Source organism: Solibacillus isronensis (assembly GCF_900168685.1).
Classification (GTDB): domain Bacteria; phylum Bacillota; class Bacilli; order Bacillales_A; family Planococcaceae; genus Solibacillus; species Solibacillus isronensis_A.
The window spans coordinates 722,755-740,509 of sequence record NZ_FVZN01000014.1; the positions used below are offsets into that span (position 1 = coordinate 722,755).

The window sequence follows — 17,755 nt, forward strand, 5'->3', positions numbered from 1 at the left end:
TTTTGTATTGGATGAAATTCAAAAAGGGATGTGGGTCCGTACGTTGTGGGATCCAGTCAAGGCAAGAGAAGAAAGTCCGTTAATCGGAAACCATGAAGTGAAGGTAGCTGCTTATTGTCGAGTGAGTACAGATATAGAAAAGCAATTGCATTCGCTTGAGAACCAAGTGCAACATTATACCCATCTGATTCGAAGTAAACCAAACTGGAAGTTCGTTGGTGTGTATTTTGATAACGGCACGAGTGGAAGGAATGCCACCAAACAGAAAGGGTTACAACGTCTAATCCGCCATTGCCATGAAGGGCGTGTCGATTTTATCTTGACTAAAAATGTATCTCGCTTTACCCGGAATGCCGAGCACCTGATTAAGATTGTGGTGGAGTTAAAAGGGATTGGGGTTGGCGTGTATTTTGAAGAGCAGAAGGTAGATACCTCGGTAGAATACAATCAATTTCTGTTAAGTACCTATGCAGCTTTGGCACAAGAAGAAATTGAAACAATCTCGGCCTCTACCAAATGGGGTTATGAAAAAAGTTTGCAAAAAGGAAAGCCAAAGTTTGTAGCGACCTACGGCTATCGAAAAATCACAAAAGATGGACAGCCCACCCTTGAAATCAATGAGGAACAAGCAAGGGTAGTTCGCTTGATATACGATTGGTTTCTACAAGATTGGTCCATCCCAGATATCAAACGAGAACTCATACGCAAAGAGATTCCAACCATGAAAGGCGGGAAAGTATGGGGGACAAAAAACATTAAATATATGTTGCAGAATCCTACCTATACCGGTAATAAAGTGGCCAGACTTCATTCTACTGATTTGTTTACCAAGCAAAAAACGATTAACAAGGATGACCACATTACGATTGAAAATACCCATCCAGCCATTATCAGTATTGATGTTTTTGATCGGGCTCAAGAGAAGTTTAGTTTGGATAATAAATCTCCACGTAAGCGAACCACTCCCGCAGAACCACATGCTTTTCAGAAACAAATCATCTGCCAGCATTGTGGAAAACTCATAAGAATTCATAAAAGGAAGAGCGGTAATATCTGGCGGTGTAATGCAAGAAATGCGGGTGTTTGTGAGGGACCAGAATTACAAGAACATCAATTACGAACCATGATACTAGAGGCGTTCGAGAAAAAGTTCTTAGAAGATGAAAATGTTCAAATCGGTACTTTGAAGAAAATACTGACCGTTGCCAATCAACAAGACCATTTCGAATTCCATCGGTTAAAGTGGCTGACAGAAATGGAGATGGCTCGAACTACGGATACCGATGAAGAGCTGAAGAAAAAAGAAGAAGCGTATCGAGCATTTGAAGAACATATTGAAGGTGTAGAAGATGGACGACCTTATCGCACAAATACGATTCAATGGTTGGATTCCATTGAGGATATGGAAACTTTTTATGAACAAGTCACTCTAGAACATTTCAGGGCATGGGTTTTAAGCACATCGGTAACGACTGAAAGAGACTATGAGGTGAAATGGTTGGATGGAACGGTGACGACCATTGGAACTCCTTTAATAAAGGAAATAGATTCACCATCAGCAGAAAAAAGCCAGACAACAAAGGAGGTGACTTCTGAATTGAAATTACTGAATGTCAAAGGCGAATTAATGATAGAGGAAAAGGAAATTAAGAAATCATCCATTCCTAAAAGAGAAGTGCAGAAGATTGAACCAAACAACAGTAAAGCGATCTTGCAGACGATTGAAGCCTCGATGGAGGGGGTGAATAAACAACCTTCTTCCCATTTAAATACTAAAACCGCCCTGCAAACAGCTGCTTATTGCCGTGTTTCAACGGACCGTTTAGAGCAGCAATCAAGCCTGAAAACACAGGTAGCATACTATACTTATTTGATTTTGAAAAACCAAAACTATCAATTTGCAGGCATCTATGCAGACGAAGGGATATCGGGGCGTTCCATGAAAAATCGAGATGAATTGAATCGGCTCATTCGAGAGTGTGAACGAGGACGAATTGACGTCATCTTGGTCAAGTCCGTTTCCAGACTTAGCCGGGATATTCAAGACACACTGGAAATAACGAGATATCTTCGTCAGCTTCCAAATCCAACCTACATTTACTTTGAACGTGAAAATATATGGACTTCGGACCCTCAAGCAGACCTTATGTTATCCATTTTCGGAAGCATTGCACAAGAGGAAAGTATCGGTATGGGTAGGTCCATGGCATGGGGTATCCGCAGCATGGCCAAGCGGGGCATTATCCATCGGAAAAGACCGAACTATGGTTATACCATTGATGATAACTACCGTTGGCATATAGTGAAAGAAGAAGCGAGCGTGGTCCGGCGCATCTTTAGAGAAGTACGAAAAGGAGTCACTGTGGCTCAAATCGCAGTGGATCTAAGTGAAAAAAAGATTTCCACTCCAACCGGTAATTCAACAAACTGGGGAACGGGTACTATCAAAAACATCTTAAGAAATGTGGTTTATAAAGGCGATATTTTATTCCAACAAACGATAGCGGTGCAAAATGGTCGAAAGAAAAACATTCCTAATGAAGGTCAAGAACCTCAGTATTATATAGAGGCGCATCACGAACCGATCATACCAAAGAAAAAATGGGATGAAGTACAGAAGATATTAGATGAGCGAGCGGAAGAGGTAAAGAAGAAACGTTCAGCTCCCTTGCCAGAAATCAATGAAAATAAAAATGAAACATTCTTAGAGAAGATGATTTGTGGGGAATGTTCAAAACAAGTAGTCCATTATGTGAATAAGAGGCCGAAAAAAAATGGTGACTATTATCAACATTTTTGGGTCTGTTATCGAGCAGGCTTTCCGCATTATCATGTTCATGACCCATGTGATTCTAAGGGTTTTAAACAGGACTATTTTGAACAAGATTTTAAACACCTATTAACTAACATTTATGAGGATTCTACATTCTATCAGAAGGCAGAGCGGGCGATTGAACAGATGGACTTGACACCAGAAGAGAAAATTGAGGAAGAGCAGTTAGAAAGGGAAGTGAAACTATTAAATCAAGAACTTTATGAGGTGGTCGATGAAAGCCTTCATGGTCAGGGGAGAGATACAGAACGAGTTGACCAAATGACTGAAAAGCTTTGTGCCATGTATGAGAGACTTGCGGCTTTTCGAGATCGGAAGGAGAAAGTGGAAGAGGAACGAAAGGCACTCAAGCGTTTTATGAAAAATTTGAAAGCTTATATAAAAAATGAATCAAAAGCCTTCCCAAGTGAAATCTACACAGACGTTTTGAAACATGCGGCTGTATATAAAGATGGCAGCGTTGTGTATCATTTGCGCTTCGGATTGGAATGGACGACCAACGAGGTGTATTCTACTTTTAAGGAACAATGTGAAGCACAACGGTGGGCGAAGGTAAAAGCAAAACACGAAGCATTTCTTAGAGGGCCAGAAGTGGCTGCCCTTATTGACTACTGCCGGGAACCGAGAACGGTGAAAGAGATGTTGGCATTTATGCAGCAAAGGGTAAAAATCGGAAAAACAAAACTTGTTGATCGAGTAGTTATGCCATTGTGGAAGGAAGGGACGTTTGAGCGCTTCTTGAGAAAAAGAGAGAACTTTAGGGAGTATTTGTATTATGTAAAAGAAGCGGAGAAATAAGTGTAATCTGGCAAACTATTAATCTACCAAAATAGTTTATTATAAAAAATTCACGACCATTTGGGCTCATCTCCATTCAGGGGATGGGCCGTTTTTTTGTTTTAGAAGGAAGAAAGAGAGAGGGACATGCTGCGTGTTATAATAGAATTTGAATTTCATTTCATTAAAGGGGGAGGAATCATTAGTGGATGATTTAATGGTATTAAAGGAACTCTTTTCTCGGGCCACTTTAAATACAATGTCTGGAGCAAAGAAAAAAGCATTTCAATACACCTTAACTGCTATATTCATAAATTTAATTAGTGGTCGACAAGCCACACAAGGACAAGTGGGGAATATTCAATTAGCTTATGAAATAAAAGAATCTAGATTAAAAAAAGAGCAATATGTAATTTGGGGAAACAATATTTGGAAAACGGTACAGGATAGTTTACATAAAAGCAATTTCAAAAAGCCATACGATAATGAGTTGGTAAATCGAATCATTGCTTTTACACGAGAAAGGCTAAGTGATATAGAAAAAGAGGAAGTTAGCCTTTTTCAAACAAAGCAAATCAAAGATATTTTAGACTATAAAAAATTCACCGGACAGCCTGCGTTTAATGATAATCATTGGTTTGAATTAAATATTTATAAAGGTGTGTATCCAACTATACCAGAAATGATTATTTTTAATGACTTAAAAGTTCATTGGAATTTATACCTGGAGCTTTTAGCAGAACAAGATGAGAAAAATAAACAGCTAAGCCATCAAGAACGATTTGAAATGATAACAGATGTAAAATCTAGAGAATTACGAAACAAAATTGGAGGCATGCAAAGGAACTTAGTCTTCTTGGCTGTAACCTTTGTTGAAGCGTGTTTATACGATTTCTTCTATAATATAAAACTAGGAAACCATGAGGAAACGGAAGCAGTGAAAGATGTATTAAAAGAAAAGAAAATAAATGATAAACAAATTGTTGAAAATATCATTTATAAACTATATCCGGAAGAAGTGGAAAAGGTAAAGCCACATTATGCCAATTACAAGGAAGTTTTAAATTACAGAGATAGGTATGTTCATGCATCGCCCTTTATGGATGAATCGAAACATATATCTCAGCTGCAGCCTTTGCTACAGGTGACGAAAAATAAAACCATTGAGTTTCTTCAGTACTGTTATGATTTTATTCGTCAAATAGACGATATTCTACCAGACAAATATAAAATGCTATTTTGGATGTTTGATGATGAAGTGAATTTTCATAATGAGGAACCGTTGCAGCTCACTAACGATCAGTCCAGATTAAGTAAGATTAATTATTATGGTTAAAAACGTTGTATTACAATAGAAGAAAAACGACCAATCAGGCTCATCTCCATTCAGGGAGGTGGGCCATTTTTTTTCGTTTTATGGGGTGAAAATCGCTCTAAAAATGAAACGAGAAAATAACAGGGAAAGGAGGAAGAATAACTGGTCTATATAATAGTAGAAACTCGGATATTTTAATCTATATTTTGCGTATTTTTATCCACACGTCCTCACGGCGTTTATTCTGACCAAGAATGTATCAAGGCTAAGTAGGAATGCGGAACACCTTATCACTATAGTCGAACAATTAAAAGAAAGAGGCGTAGGCATCTATTTTGAAGAGCAGAAACTAGACACTTCTATAGAATATAATCAATTTCTTTTGAGCACGTATGCAGCTCTTGCTCAGGAAGAAGTTCAGGCAGTTTCGAACTCTGTGAAATGGGGGTATGAAAAGCGATTGCAAAAGGGTAAGCCTCCATTCAATCACATCTTTGGATATAGAAAGGCTACCAAAAATGGACAGGCCACATTAGAAGTTCATCAAGAAGAAGCAAAGGTGGTTCAACAGATATTTGATTGGTATTTACAAGGGTGGACCCTAACAGGAATTGCAAAAGAGCTGACGAAACGAGGAATCAAAACAGCTAAAGGGAAAGATGTATGGCAATCCCAAACAGTGAAAGGGATGTTGAAAAGACCTACCTATACAGGAAATAAGGTATCAAGAATTCATTCAAAAGAGTTGTTTACGAATAAATATTCGCAAGGAACTCAGGATCAAGTCATGATAAAAAATACTCACCCACCCATTATTAGTCTTGAAGTTTTTGAACAGGCTCAAGAGCGCTTGAACCAAAATATTCAAAAAGCAAAAAAGCCAAAAAAGAAGGAACCGCCATCATTCAGAAATCGAATCTGTTGTTACCGCTGTAATTACCGATTAACTTATACCAGGAGAGTTTCAGCGAGTTACTGGCAGTGTCACGCAAGTAGGGTGGGTGAATGTGAAAATCCAATGCTTACAGATGATCGCCTATATGAAATTATTTTGAAGGCACTAAATATGAGATTTAATATGGATGACTCTAGCACTCTATTAACCTTAAAAAGAATACTCCAGAAAACTAACCAACAAGATCATTTTGAGTTTCATAGATTGAAATGGTTATCTGAGATGGAAATCGCAAGAGAAACCCTATCCGATAAGGAAATCATGCAGTTAGAAAAAGATTATCGAGAATTTGAAAAAGAGATTGGAAAAATTGAAGAAGATCGACCATTCCGGATGAAAACCCTCCAATGGCTTGAAAGTGTAAAGTCGTTGGAGGACTTCTGTGGAAAGGTCACATTGGATGAACTAAGAGGTTGGGTTTTAGATATAACTGTAGCATCTGAAAAGGATTATGAGGTGGTATGGCTAGATAAAACCACTACGACAATAGGGAATCCTACACAGTACGAACATACAAAAATTAATAAAACGAAAGAAAATGTAACAGGAGAGGAGGTGAAGCAAGAACTGACCCTCCTCAATGAAAACGGTGATTTTAAAGATAAGGATGAGGGTGAAATGGCTGGAAAAACAATAACAAGAGAAGTTGAAGTGATTGAACCAAATAAAGGACAAAGTATTCTAGAATCCATTGAAAAATCCAAAATGGACTATCAAAAACCTGGAATGCTAGAAACGAAGCGTCTTAGAACAGCAGCCTACTGCCGGGTTTCATCGGACCATTTAGAGCAGACTGGCAGCATTAAGAATCAAATTGCATACTATACGTATTTCATTTTAAAGGACCCCAAATTTGAATTTGCAGGAATATTTGCAGATGAAGGTATCTCTGGGCTATCGATGAAAGACCGTACAGAGTTTCATAAGCTTCTTCGAGAATGTGAAAAATCGCGTATCGATTTAATTGTGACGAAAAGTATTTCACGCTTTAGCAGAAACGTTCTCGACACATTGAATATCACAAGAAAATTGAAAACATTACCGAATCCGGTGTATGTATATTTTGAAAAAGAGAACCTATGGACAAACGATCCTCAGTCCGATCTCATCCTTTCCATTTTCGGAGGTATTGCTCAAGAGGAAAGTGTGAATTTGGGTAGCAGTATTTCTTGGGGCCTAAGAACGCAAGCTAAAAGAGGTGTGATTCACCGAAAGCAAACAAATTATGGCTACAGAGCAGATAAGCATTTTCGATGGCACATTGTTGAAGAAGAAGCTAAAGTGATTCGACGGATTTACAAAGATATTCGAAAGGGAAAAACAGTTTATCAGATTTCACAGGATTTGAGTAAAGAAGATATTAAATCACCGACAGGGAAGGATAATTGGAATAAATCCACCGTCGATAGAATTTTGAGAAGCGAAAAATATCGTGGTGATTATCTTTTTCAACAATATGTAACCGTAAATACTGCAGATAAGCGGCCTATTCTAAATCAGGGGGAAGCGCCTCAATATTATATTGAAGGACACCACGAAGCGATTATTAAACCGAAAGAATGGGAAGAAGTCCAAGGGATTCTAGATGAACGGGCAAGAGTAGCTATGGAAAAAAGTGCACCGCATGAAGATGTGGGTGAATATAAAAATGAGATACTAACGAATAAAATGTATTGTGGGGAATGTGGTCAAGCATTGGTTCATTCGAGAACACAAGTGAAGAACTCAAAAAATTATTATCATAATCAATATTGGTCATGTCGCCATTTTAATAGACCCCATCAATATGTGAATGATCCATGTGATACAAGGTATTTTCGACAAAGATATATTGAACAGCATTTTATTCATTTGTTAGAAGCAATAAGTACATCCCCCACGTTCTATCAAGATGCTCTCGATGCCATTTCACAAGTTGAACTAACTAATGAAGATTTAGATGCAGAGAAAAGGGTACAAAATGAACTGCATGAATTAAACCAAGTCTTATATGATGCGGTGAGTGAAGGCTTAAAAGAGCAGGGGCAGGATTCCAGGAAGGTAGACCGAATAACAGAAGAGTTGTGTGGAATGTATGACCAGCTAAAGATTTATAGCAATCGAAGAGAAAGTGCAATACAGTACAGAAAGAATTTAAAGCAATTTATGAAAAACTTGAAACTACACATGATCGAAAAACAAACAACATTTTCAGAGGAGCTACACAAAGAATTTATTGAGAAGGCAACCGTGTATAAAAGCGGAAAAGTCATTTATCATTTTAACTTCGGGTTCGCATGGACGACTGATGAAAGGTATGATTCATTCCTAGAGCAAATGGCAGAAGAGAGAAAGGAGAAATCCAGACAACGACACGAAGCTTTACGAAACAGGCCCGAGATAGCGGAGTTGCTCAAGTATTGCGAAGAACCACGTGTCATGAAAGAAATGTTGGCATTTATAAATGAAAGGATGTTTATTTCAAAACCTCATTTAATGGATGTGGTTATCAAGCCTTTACTGGAGTCAGGTAGAATGGAAACGTTCAAAGCAAAGCGGGACGATTATCATTTAGAACAAAATCATTATCGGATGAAAAAGGACGGGGAAATTTAAGCAGCATTACTATAGAAGAATACGATTTACTAGGCTCATCCCCAGTTTGGGGGTGGGCCATTTTTTAGTTTAATAGATTATATTCTGTACTTTGATAAAATGGTAAAATATAACGGGTGGTGATTATATGAAAAACAATTATGAAATACAAGGTGATCAAACGATTGTTTTTATTAATAGACCAGATGGAGAAATACTAGAAGTTATCATTGATACAGAAGATTTAGAAAAAGTAAATAGCTTTCCTAACTCTTGGGGAGCGACTAAAGTACAAGGAAAGAGATGGGTTATAAAGGGTACATATCGTGAAAATAAAGTTAAGAAAAATATTACGTTAAGCCGTTTTGTTTTAGATGCTATTGATAATTCTCCAGTAAGATTTATAAATGGTGACCAGCTAGATCATAGGAAAAGTAATTTAACTGTTGGATACGAAGAGGTTCAAATTGTAAAAGGTAATGAGTATGAGGTAATGGATGATAAGGCTTATCTTAAGTTAAAGAGACGGGATGGCACTTTATTAACTACTCAAATTGATGCTGAGGATCTCCAAAGAGTATTAGAGAAAGGAACTTGGTTTGCAGAGTGGCATTCTGACTTTGAAAACTATCTTGTTCATAATGCTAGTTATTATTATGTTGAGGGTAAGAAGAACCGGAAGAAAATCACGTTACATTCCTTTATCATGGGAGTGGATAACAAGGAGCCAATTAGGCACGCGGATAAAGACACTTTGAATAATTGTAAATCAAACTTGAAGGTCTACAGTAAAGAAATGATTAATGATTATGAAGAGGTAGAAGATGATGCGGTTGCTATTATTCTAAGGGATAAGCATGGCAAAGAAAAAGCTAGAACATTTATTGATAGAGAAGACCTGGAGCGGGTAAAAGCTAATGGATATACATGGTTCTATTTCAAAGGGAATGGGGATCCTTATGCAGTTGCCAATACTCCGGAAGGCCGAATATATTTACACAGATTTATAATGGATACTCCTGAGGATATGGTTACAGACCACCGAAATCATAATACGCTGGACAATAGAAAGAGGAACCTAGTGAATGCTACTATAAGTGAAAATCAGCAAAATAGGCAAGGAGCAAGAAAAGGAAGTAAAAGTGGCATCAGAGGAGTTTCTTGGGACGAAACCAATCAGGATTGGATTGTAAATGTAAAAGGAACATATTACGGAAGGTTTAAAGATATTAAAGAAGCTAAGAAATTAGCAGAGGAAAAAATCAAAGAGCAAATGCCGTATCTCAATAATTAAAACTTGGTTTATATAGTAGAAACACGACAAATCAGGCTCATCTCCAAACAAGGAGGTGGGCCATTTTTTGCGTTTTATTGGGTGAAATTCTAAGTAAAAATGAACCGAGGATTTTGAAGAGAAGAGGAGTGAAAATAACCGCCTATTATAAAGTAGGAACTCGGATATTTTAATCTATATTTTGCGTATTTTTATCCATACGTCCTCACGGCGAGCCTGAAAACACAGGTTGCATACTATACTTATTTGATTTGGAAAAATCAAAACTATCAATTTGCAGGCATCTATGCGGACGAAGGGATATCGGGGCGTTCCATGAAAAATCGAGATGAATTGAATCGGCTCATTCGAGAGTGCGAACGAGGACGAATTGATGTCATCTTGGTCAAGTCCGTTTCCAGACTAAGTAGGGATATCCAAGACACACTGGAAATCACGAGATATCTTCGTCAGCTTCCAAATCCAACCTACATTTACTTTGAACGTGAAAATATATGGACTTCGGACCCTCAAGCAGACCTTATGTTATCCATTTTCGGAAGCATTGCACAAGAGGAAAGTATCGGTATGGGTAGGTCCATGTCATGGGGCATCCGCAGCATGGCCAAGCGTGGAATTATCCATCGGAAAAGACCGAACTATGGTTATACCATTGATGATAACTACCGTTGGCATATAGTGAAAGAAGAAGCGAGCGTGGTCAGGCGTATCTTTAGAGAGGTACGAAAAGGAGTCACTGTGGCTCAAATCGCAGTTGATCTTAGTGAGAAAAAGATTCCCAGTCCGACTGGTAATTTAACCTGGGGAGCCAGAACGGTTACAAACATCTTAAGAAATGTGGTTTATAAAGGGGATATTTTATTCCAGCAAACAATAGCCCTTCAAAACGGTCAAAAGAAAAACGTTCCCAATGAAGGTCAAGAACCACAGTATTATATTGAACAACATCATGAACCGATCATACCAAAGAAAAAATGGGAGGAAGTACAGAAGATATTAGATGAGCGAGCGGAAGAGGTAAAGAAGAAACGTTCAGCTCCCTTACCAGAAATCAATGAAAATAAAAACGAAGTATTCTTAGAAAAGATGATTTGTGGGGAATGTTCCAAACAAGTGGTTCATTATGTGAATAAAAGACCACGAAAAGATGGTGACTATTATTCACACTATTGGGTCTGTTATCGCGCAGGCTATCCACACTACCATGTTCATGATACTTGCGACTCCATGGCCTTTAAACAGGGGTATTATGAACAACATTTTCGTCACCTGTTAATGAATATTTATGAGGATTGTACATTCTATCAGAAGGCGGAGCAGGCGATTGAACAGATGGACTTGTCCCCTGAAGAGAAAATTAAGGAAGAGCAGTTAGAATGGGAAGTAAAACTATTAAACCAAGAACTTTACGAGGTGGTCGATGAAAGCCTTCATGGTCAGGGGAGAGATACAGAACGAGTTGACCAAATGACTGAAAAGCTATGTGCTATGTATGAGAGACTTGCGTCCTTCCGAGACCGGAAAGAAAAAGCGGAAGAGGAACGAAAGGCACTTAAGCGTTTTATGAAAAACTTGAAGGCTTATATAAAAAGTGAATCAAAAGCCTTTCCTGACGAGATTTATACAGATGTTGTAGACCATGCCGCTGTATATAAAGATGGCAGCATTGTGTATCAATTACGCTTTGGATTGGAATGGGCAACTGACGAGGTGTATTCTACTTTTCAGGAACAATGTGAAAGGGAGCGGTGGGCGAAGGTAAAAGCAAAACACGAAGCATTTTTGAGAGGGCCAGAAGTGGCTGCGCTCATTGAGTATTGCCATGAACCGAGAACGGTGAAAGAGATGTTGGCATTTATGCTGGAAAGAAAACAAATGGGTAAAACAACCCTTGTCGATCGAGTGGTTATGCCTTTGTTTAAAGAAGGTACGTTTGAACGCTTCAAAGTGCAGGAACGACGGAAGAATATTAGGGAGTATGTGTATCGAGTAAAGGGAAAATAATTTAGCAATCTATTAATCTATCAATCTGTAAGCTGATAAAGATAAATAGAAGTTTAAAGCAACCCACCGAGTTAATGTATTTTGCTATACTAGACTTGGTGGGTCTATTTATTCTTTTAGATAATCGAAACAAATGTTTATTGGGGGCGTCCGAATGATAGATTTTAGTGATGGGTATTCAAAAGAATTTAAAATAATAATTAATAACATCCTAGATGAAATTTTCGACTTTTTTATGGAAGTTGGTAGCAATCTTCACTATGACGAAATATATGCAACTGTTTTTCCAATACATAAACAGGATGATCATGTTTATGGGATGAATAAGCTTAAAACCTTACATAGGAATATACGTGATGATTTTCCACATCAATTAACTCCATTAGATGAATATGTTTTATATCACGTTCTTTATTTTGTGTATGATTCATCGGACGATGGTTTTAATTTAGATGACATTATTTCAAAACAGTTAACTGACGAAGTTGTGAAAAAGATAGAGCACGTTGACCCTGACGCTGTGAAACTTCTCAGAAATACTCATACACCCTATGATGTAATAGGTATTATTTTTGAAGATGTTGATTTCCTTGAAGTAGGAAAGTTATTTGGTATTTATAGGAATCATCCTGGTGTAGTTACTGATTTTTTCCATGTTGACTTAGATTATTACAAAGAACTTATGCCTGATGATATAAGTGAGGAATATGAGTATATAAAACAAAGTATTAGTAGTGCTTCTAAGGTTGTTCAAAATGAAGAAGACTCAACAGCAAGCAAATTCAAAAGAGTAGTAATTGATATGGTACAAGAGTTTAAAAATGCAATTGAGCATAAAAAAGGACATGCAATTCTTAATACACCAGATGGTACTGTTAATGAGAAAGGTGTACAGGCCCTATTTAATATCATTGCAAATTTATATCTTAAAAATACTAATGTATTAGTAAATTCGGAGGTCGATACAGGAAGGGGAAGTGTTGATTTTTACTTTTCTATAGGAAAAGGGCATAGGGCATTAATTGAATTAAAGCTTGGCAACCACAAAAGATATACTGATGGAATTAACTATCAATTACCTACTTACCTAAAAGCAGAAGATGCTGACTTCGGAGTGTTTGTGCTTATTTGTTATACAGAGGAACAATATGAAAAGCCCAATATATTATATGAAACTGCCGCTGACCTTAGCAAAGAATATGATAAGGATATTAGGTTTGAAAGAGTTAATGCATCTGGCATGCTTAAACCAGCTTCTAAAATTAAAAGCAAGCCAGAAATGGGATTTGATGATTAGAAAGAATGCATTGCAAATCTGGGGCACAACTGCACTTTATATAGAAAAAAAGCGACAATCAGGCTCATCTCCATTAAGGGAGGTGGGCCATTTTTTTGCGTTTTATGGGGTGAAATTCGCATTAAAAATGAACTGAGGAATTAGAAGGAAAGAGGAGTGAAATTAACCGTCTATTATATAGTAGAAACTCGGATATTTTAATCTATATTTTGCGTATTTTTATCCATCCAGCCTCACGGCGGTCATCATCACAAAGTCCATTTCTCGCTTTAGCCGAAATGCATTAGATACCCTTTCCATTGCACGACACCTGAAACAACTCCCAACCCCTGTGTATATTTATTTTGAGAAGGAGAATATCTGGACGTCAGACCCCCAATCAGAGTTGATGATGTCCATCTACGGTGCCATCGCACAAGAAGAAGTCATGAATGTTGGGAGGAGCATTGCTTGGGGACATCGTAGTCAGGCCAAGCGAGGAATTATCCGGTGGAAAAAGGCTACGTATGGTTATTGGGTGGACGATGAATATCGGTGGCATATCCAGCCAGAGCAAGCCAAAATCATCAAGCGTATTTTTAGGGAAGTGATAAAAGGTAAGACAGTAAATAAAATTTGTGAAGACTTAGCCAGTGATGGTATTAAAACAGCTACAGGAAAAGACTATTGGAACCCAAAATCAGTGATGGCAATGTTAACAAATGAAGTGTATAAGGGTGATTATTTATTTCAAAAACACGTGACCGTTGATACACTACAATCCAAGGTCATTCGTAATCAAGGAGAGGAACCACAGTATTATATTGAAAATCACCATGAACCAATCATTAAGCCAAAGGACTGGGACCGGGTTCAGGATATTTTAGAAGAACGGAAAAAGGGATTTATCAAAGATGGACACCGGAAGTATGAAAAAGACGAACTGAAAAATGAAGCTTTTATTGAAAAACTGTATTGTGGTGAATGTGGATATTTGATGGGGCATAGACGGCATGTAGAGAGACGATGGAAAACCCCTTCTGAAACGCACTTCTGGGTGTGCTGTCGCCATGATCAGAGATATAGAACTGAACGATGCGATACAAAGCGTATTCGCCAGGATTATTTAGAGTGGAACTTCATTCACTTTTTGAAACAAATTCATACGGATCCTAATTTTAAAAATGACGTCTTGCATTGGATTAATAGATTGGAATTAACAGAGGAAGAGAAGCAGGAAAAAATAGATTTGCAGGACAAAGTGGAAACGCAAAATCAAGCTTTGTATAAAGCTGTAGAAGAGGGTATCCATGAAAACGGCCAAAACACTCAGCTGGTGGATAAGCTGACGGAAGAATTGGTGGAGTTGCATAACCGACTGAAACACTTTAATGAACGAGAAAGACGTGTAGAACATGAAAGAAAACTGTTTAAGGAAATCATGAAAAAGGTGAAAAAGTATGTGGAAGGAGCAAGCGAGGACTTTCCTGAAGAATTGTTTCAAGAATTTATTAGTAGTGCAGAGGTGTGTAAAGATGGAAAGGTCACCTACCATTTAATATTTGAACTAAAACAAGAAATGCCAGAAACCTATGCTGATTATGTAGAGTTAAAAAGTCAGCAAAAGAAACAGAAAACGAAGGAAAAGCATGAGGCATTACTCAAAGGGCCTGAGGTGGAAGAGCTGTTAGTATTTTGCGAGGAGCCAAAGGATCTAAAAGAGATTGTAAGTTTTATGAATGAGAGGATGGTCATTTCTGATTCGCACATCTTCCAGGTTATTTTAAGACCATTAATGAAGCTAGGAAAAATGGAAAGATTCAAGGCACCGGAAAAGGGTGGAACAAGAGAAGTGTTTCATTATCAGGTTATCAAAGATACTGGGTTTGGAAAAATATAAATTAATAGAGTAATAGATTAAGGCTCATTTCCATTTAGGGAGGTGGGCCGTTTTTTTGCGTTAAATTATGGTTCTAACAGATTAATAGACTATATATTCTTTTGTTTGATAAAAAAATGGTAAAATATAACGGGGTATTTATTTTTATATCATTATCTAGAAAAGGGGAAGATTTAGTGGATTTTTCATGGACTACTTCAATAACGGATTTTATTAATCCAGAACATATAGAAATTTATTCTAGTTCATTAGAAAAGAAAGTAGAGAGAGTTAATTACTATCAAAGGCAAGTTAGTCAGAATATTGATAAAGTGATTGAAGTTGCTAAGGAACGTGATGTAGAATCATCAACAGAAAAGGCACTTCAAGCTGATGCCATATCTGCATTTCAAAATATTCATTTCTTAGGTGATATTTTAGGGAAGATGATAAATGTAAGCCTAGGTTTAGGTTATAGCTTTGGTGATAATTGCTACCTTGGTACCATACTGGGTAAATTGGAAGAAGTAGATAAAGAAAAGTATAGTGGGCTAATAGACAAATTAAAGGATCTTACCAATTCAATTGAGTGGAAACAGGTAAGTTTTATTACAAATAGAGAGAAGCATAATTACTGTTTTGATTTTGACCTTAATGGTGAAAATTATTGTTTAATTAATGTAAGTAAGCACTTTGGTAAGACTGAAGTTGATCGTGAAGAAGTAAAAAGCTTTTTAGAGGCTAACGGTTTTAATGCCTCAAATAGAATGATTAATTCAACCGTAAATGACCTTAGCAAAATAAAATATGTAAAGGTTCCAGATGAAATAGAAAAGATAAAGAAAAAATTTATAAATGAAATTATTTATATAGGTGAAGAAATTTATGACATATTAGAAAAAGAAAACAGATTTAAATAGGGTGGTTCCTGTGCATAGATATAACCATCGTAATCATTAAGAAGAATAACGATCAATCAGGCTCATCTCCATTATGGGGGTGGGCCATTTTTTTGTTTTATGGAGTGAAAGTAGTAATTCAAATGAAATTAGAAGCTAGTAAGGAAAAGGAGTGAAAATATTATCTCTATATAATAGTAGAAACTCGGATATTTTAATCTATATTTTGCGTATTTTTATCCATCCAGCCTCACGGCGTCTTTAGCGCATAGAGGGGTACTTTTCTTAGATGAAATGGCTGAATTCCCCAAACGAACGTTAGATATGTTGCGTCAGCCGATGGAAACAGGCGTCGTTACCATTAGTCGAGCTGCTTCCACAGTGACGTATCCGGCCCAATTTATACTGTTAGGTGCGATGAATCCTTACCCTTGCGGCTATTTTGGATCGAGAACGCGCTATTGTACATGTACCCCCAAACAAATTACCGCCTACAATAATCGAATTTCTGGTCCCATTCATGACCGAATGGACATTTTATTAAAATTGGAAACGGTTTCACTCGACAAGGAATCTTCCATAGATAATGAAACATCGGAAATAATCCGGGCGAGAGTTGTTCAAGCTCATGATCGACAAAATGCAAGATATGGCGGGCAACTATTAAATGCTCACGCTTCAAATGAGCTGTTAATGGAATAGTCGAGGCTGAGCGATGAACAGGAAAACATGTTGCGCATGTGGGGAAGTAAATACAACTGGAGTACGCGGGTACAAATGAAAATCAGAAGGCTTGCTCGAACAATTTGTGACTTAAATGGCAGTGAACACATTACAAATGAGGCTATTTGGGAAGCCGTTACGATGAGACGTACACAAAATCTCCATTTGCAAAAAGATATGTTGATTAAGTAGGTAAGGACTAGAACTGTATGTAAATGACATGTCGTGATAGGGAATCCAGACTTCCGTATTAATAGTTAGACATAACTAAATTTTTCTTGAGGTGATTCTATATGCCAAGGGAAGCGAGGAAACTAAGTCGCACCGGAATTTACCATATCATCATGAGAGGTGTTAATAGACAAACCATCTTTGAAGAAGATGAAGACAAAAAGAGATTTTTAGAGATATTAAAAAAGTATAAAGGGATTAGCCAATATGAACTGTATAGCTACTGTTTGATGGACAATCATATTCACTTATTATTAAAGGTAACTCAAGAAGAAATCTCCATTATCATCAAGCGAATTAGTTCAAGCTATGTTTATTGGTATAATTGGAAATATGGACGGGTTGGGCATTTATTTCAGGAACGATTTAAAAGTGAAAATGTGGAGAATACAGTTTATTTTTTAACCGTACTTCGTTATATCCATCAAAACCCTTTGAAAGCAGGGTTAGTAAACAATGTGTTTGAAAGTCAGTGGTCAAGTATAAATGAATATATTCAAAGAAGAACCATTGTGGATATTGACTATGGACTTGATTTGTTTTCATCAGAACGCAGAAAAGCCATTAAATTATATATGGAATACATGCAACAGCAAAATGATGATCAATGTTTAGAAGTCTCCATGAACGTGAAAAAAACGGACCAAGAAATAAGGAAATATTTAAATACATTAGGCATAGCGAATACAAGTCAACTGCAACAATTGAACAGGAGTCATCGAGACGAAATATTAGCAAAAGTCAAATCGCTAAACGGTGTTAGCATTCGACAGTTGTCTAGAATTACTGGAATATCCAAGAGTGTGATTGGTCGGATCAGGTAAGTGAACGGAACCTGTCACTGTTTTTATAAAGAAAGGGGGACAGTGTGCCTGTCCCTGTGTCCCGAAAATGGCCATTTTGCAGGAAAGAAGGTTTAAATAATTTTTTTACACCACCAGGTCAAAAAAATGTATAAAGTAAAAAAATGTAGTAAATTGTCGAAATGATTCTCT

Annotated in this window: 9 protein-coding genes and 1 pseudogene; all 10 read left to right on the top strand. The window is 37.2% G+C overall.

The features are described 5' to 3' along the window. Nucleotides 1-7: 7 nt before the first annotated feature. The 10 genes and pseudogenes from B5473_RS12140 (at nucleotide 8) to B5473_RS12185 (ending at nucleotide 17,584) form a co-directional block, all read left to right on the top strand. Complete coding sequence (locus B5473_RS12140) at nucleotides 8-3,631, top strand: recombinase family protein (protein WP_079525504.1); 3,624 nt, start codon at nucleotides 8-10, stop codon at nucleotides 3,629-3,631. A gap of 184 nt (nucleotides 3,632-3,815) precedes the next feature. Then, on the top strand, nucleotides 3,816-4,946 hold the full coding sequence (locus B5473_RS12145; RefSeq protein WP_079525507.1) for a hypothetical protein: 1,131 nt from the start codon (nucleotides 3,816-3,818) through the stop codon (nucleotides 4,944-4,946). A 223-nt stretch (nucleotides 4,947-5,169) separates the two neighbouring features. Beyond that, nucleotides 5,170-8,475, top strand: coding sequence for a recombinase family protein (locus tag B5473_RS20795; RefSeq protein ID WP_303047332.1), 3,306 nt, complete (start codon nucleotides 5,170-5,172; stop codon nucleotides 8,473-8,475). A 127-nt stretch (nucleotides 8,476-8,602) separates the two neighbouring features. After that, entirely contained in the window at nucleotides 8,603-9,748 is a 1,146-nt protein-coding gene (locus tag B5473_RS12155) for a hypothetical protein (protein WP_079525511.1), read from the top strand. Nucleotides 9,749-9,994: 246 nt separating this feature from the next. Next, entirely contained in the window at nucleotides 9,995-11,752 is a 1,758-nt protein-coding gene (locus B5473_RS12160; protein WP_079525512.1) for a recombinase family protein, read from the top strand. A 154-nt stretch (nucleotides 11,753-11,906) separates the two neighbouring features. Continuing rightward, nucleotides 11,907-13,049 carry a hypothetical protein gene (locus tag B5473_RS12165; RefSeq protein WP_079525514.1) on the top strand — a complete coding sequence of 381 codons (1,143 nt, stop codon included), beginning with the start codon at nucleotides 11,907-11,909 and terminating at the stop codon, nucleotides 13,047-13,049. Between the two features lie 247 nt (nucleotides 13,050-13,296). Beyond that, on the top strand, nucleotides 13,297-14,928 hold the full coding sequence (locus B5473_RS20800; protein WP_303047333.1) for a recombinase family protein: 1,632 nt from the start codon (nucleotides 13,297-13,299) through the stop codon (nucleotides 14,926-14,928). Nucleotides 14,929-15,104: 176 nt separating this feature from the next. Then, complete coding sequence (locus B5473_RS12175; RefSeq protein WP_079525518.1) at nucleotides 15,105-15,827, top strand: hypothetical protein; 723 nt, start codon at nucleotides 15,105-15,107, stop codon at nucleotides 15,825-15,827. A gap of 237 nt (nucleotides 15,828-16,064) precedes the next feature. Next, a pseudogene (locus B5473_RS12180) lies at nucleotides 16,065-16,721 on the top strand (ATP-binding protein); the annotation flags it as partial. Between the two features lie 101 nt (nucleotides 16,722-16,822). Beyond that, nucleotides 16,823-17,584, top strand: a complete 762-nt coding sequence (locus tag B5473_RS12185) for a transposase (protein WP_079525520.1) — start codon at nucleotides 16,823-16,825, stop codon at nucleotides 17,582-17,584. Nucleotides 17,585-17,755: the final 171 nt, after the last annotated feature.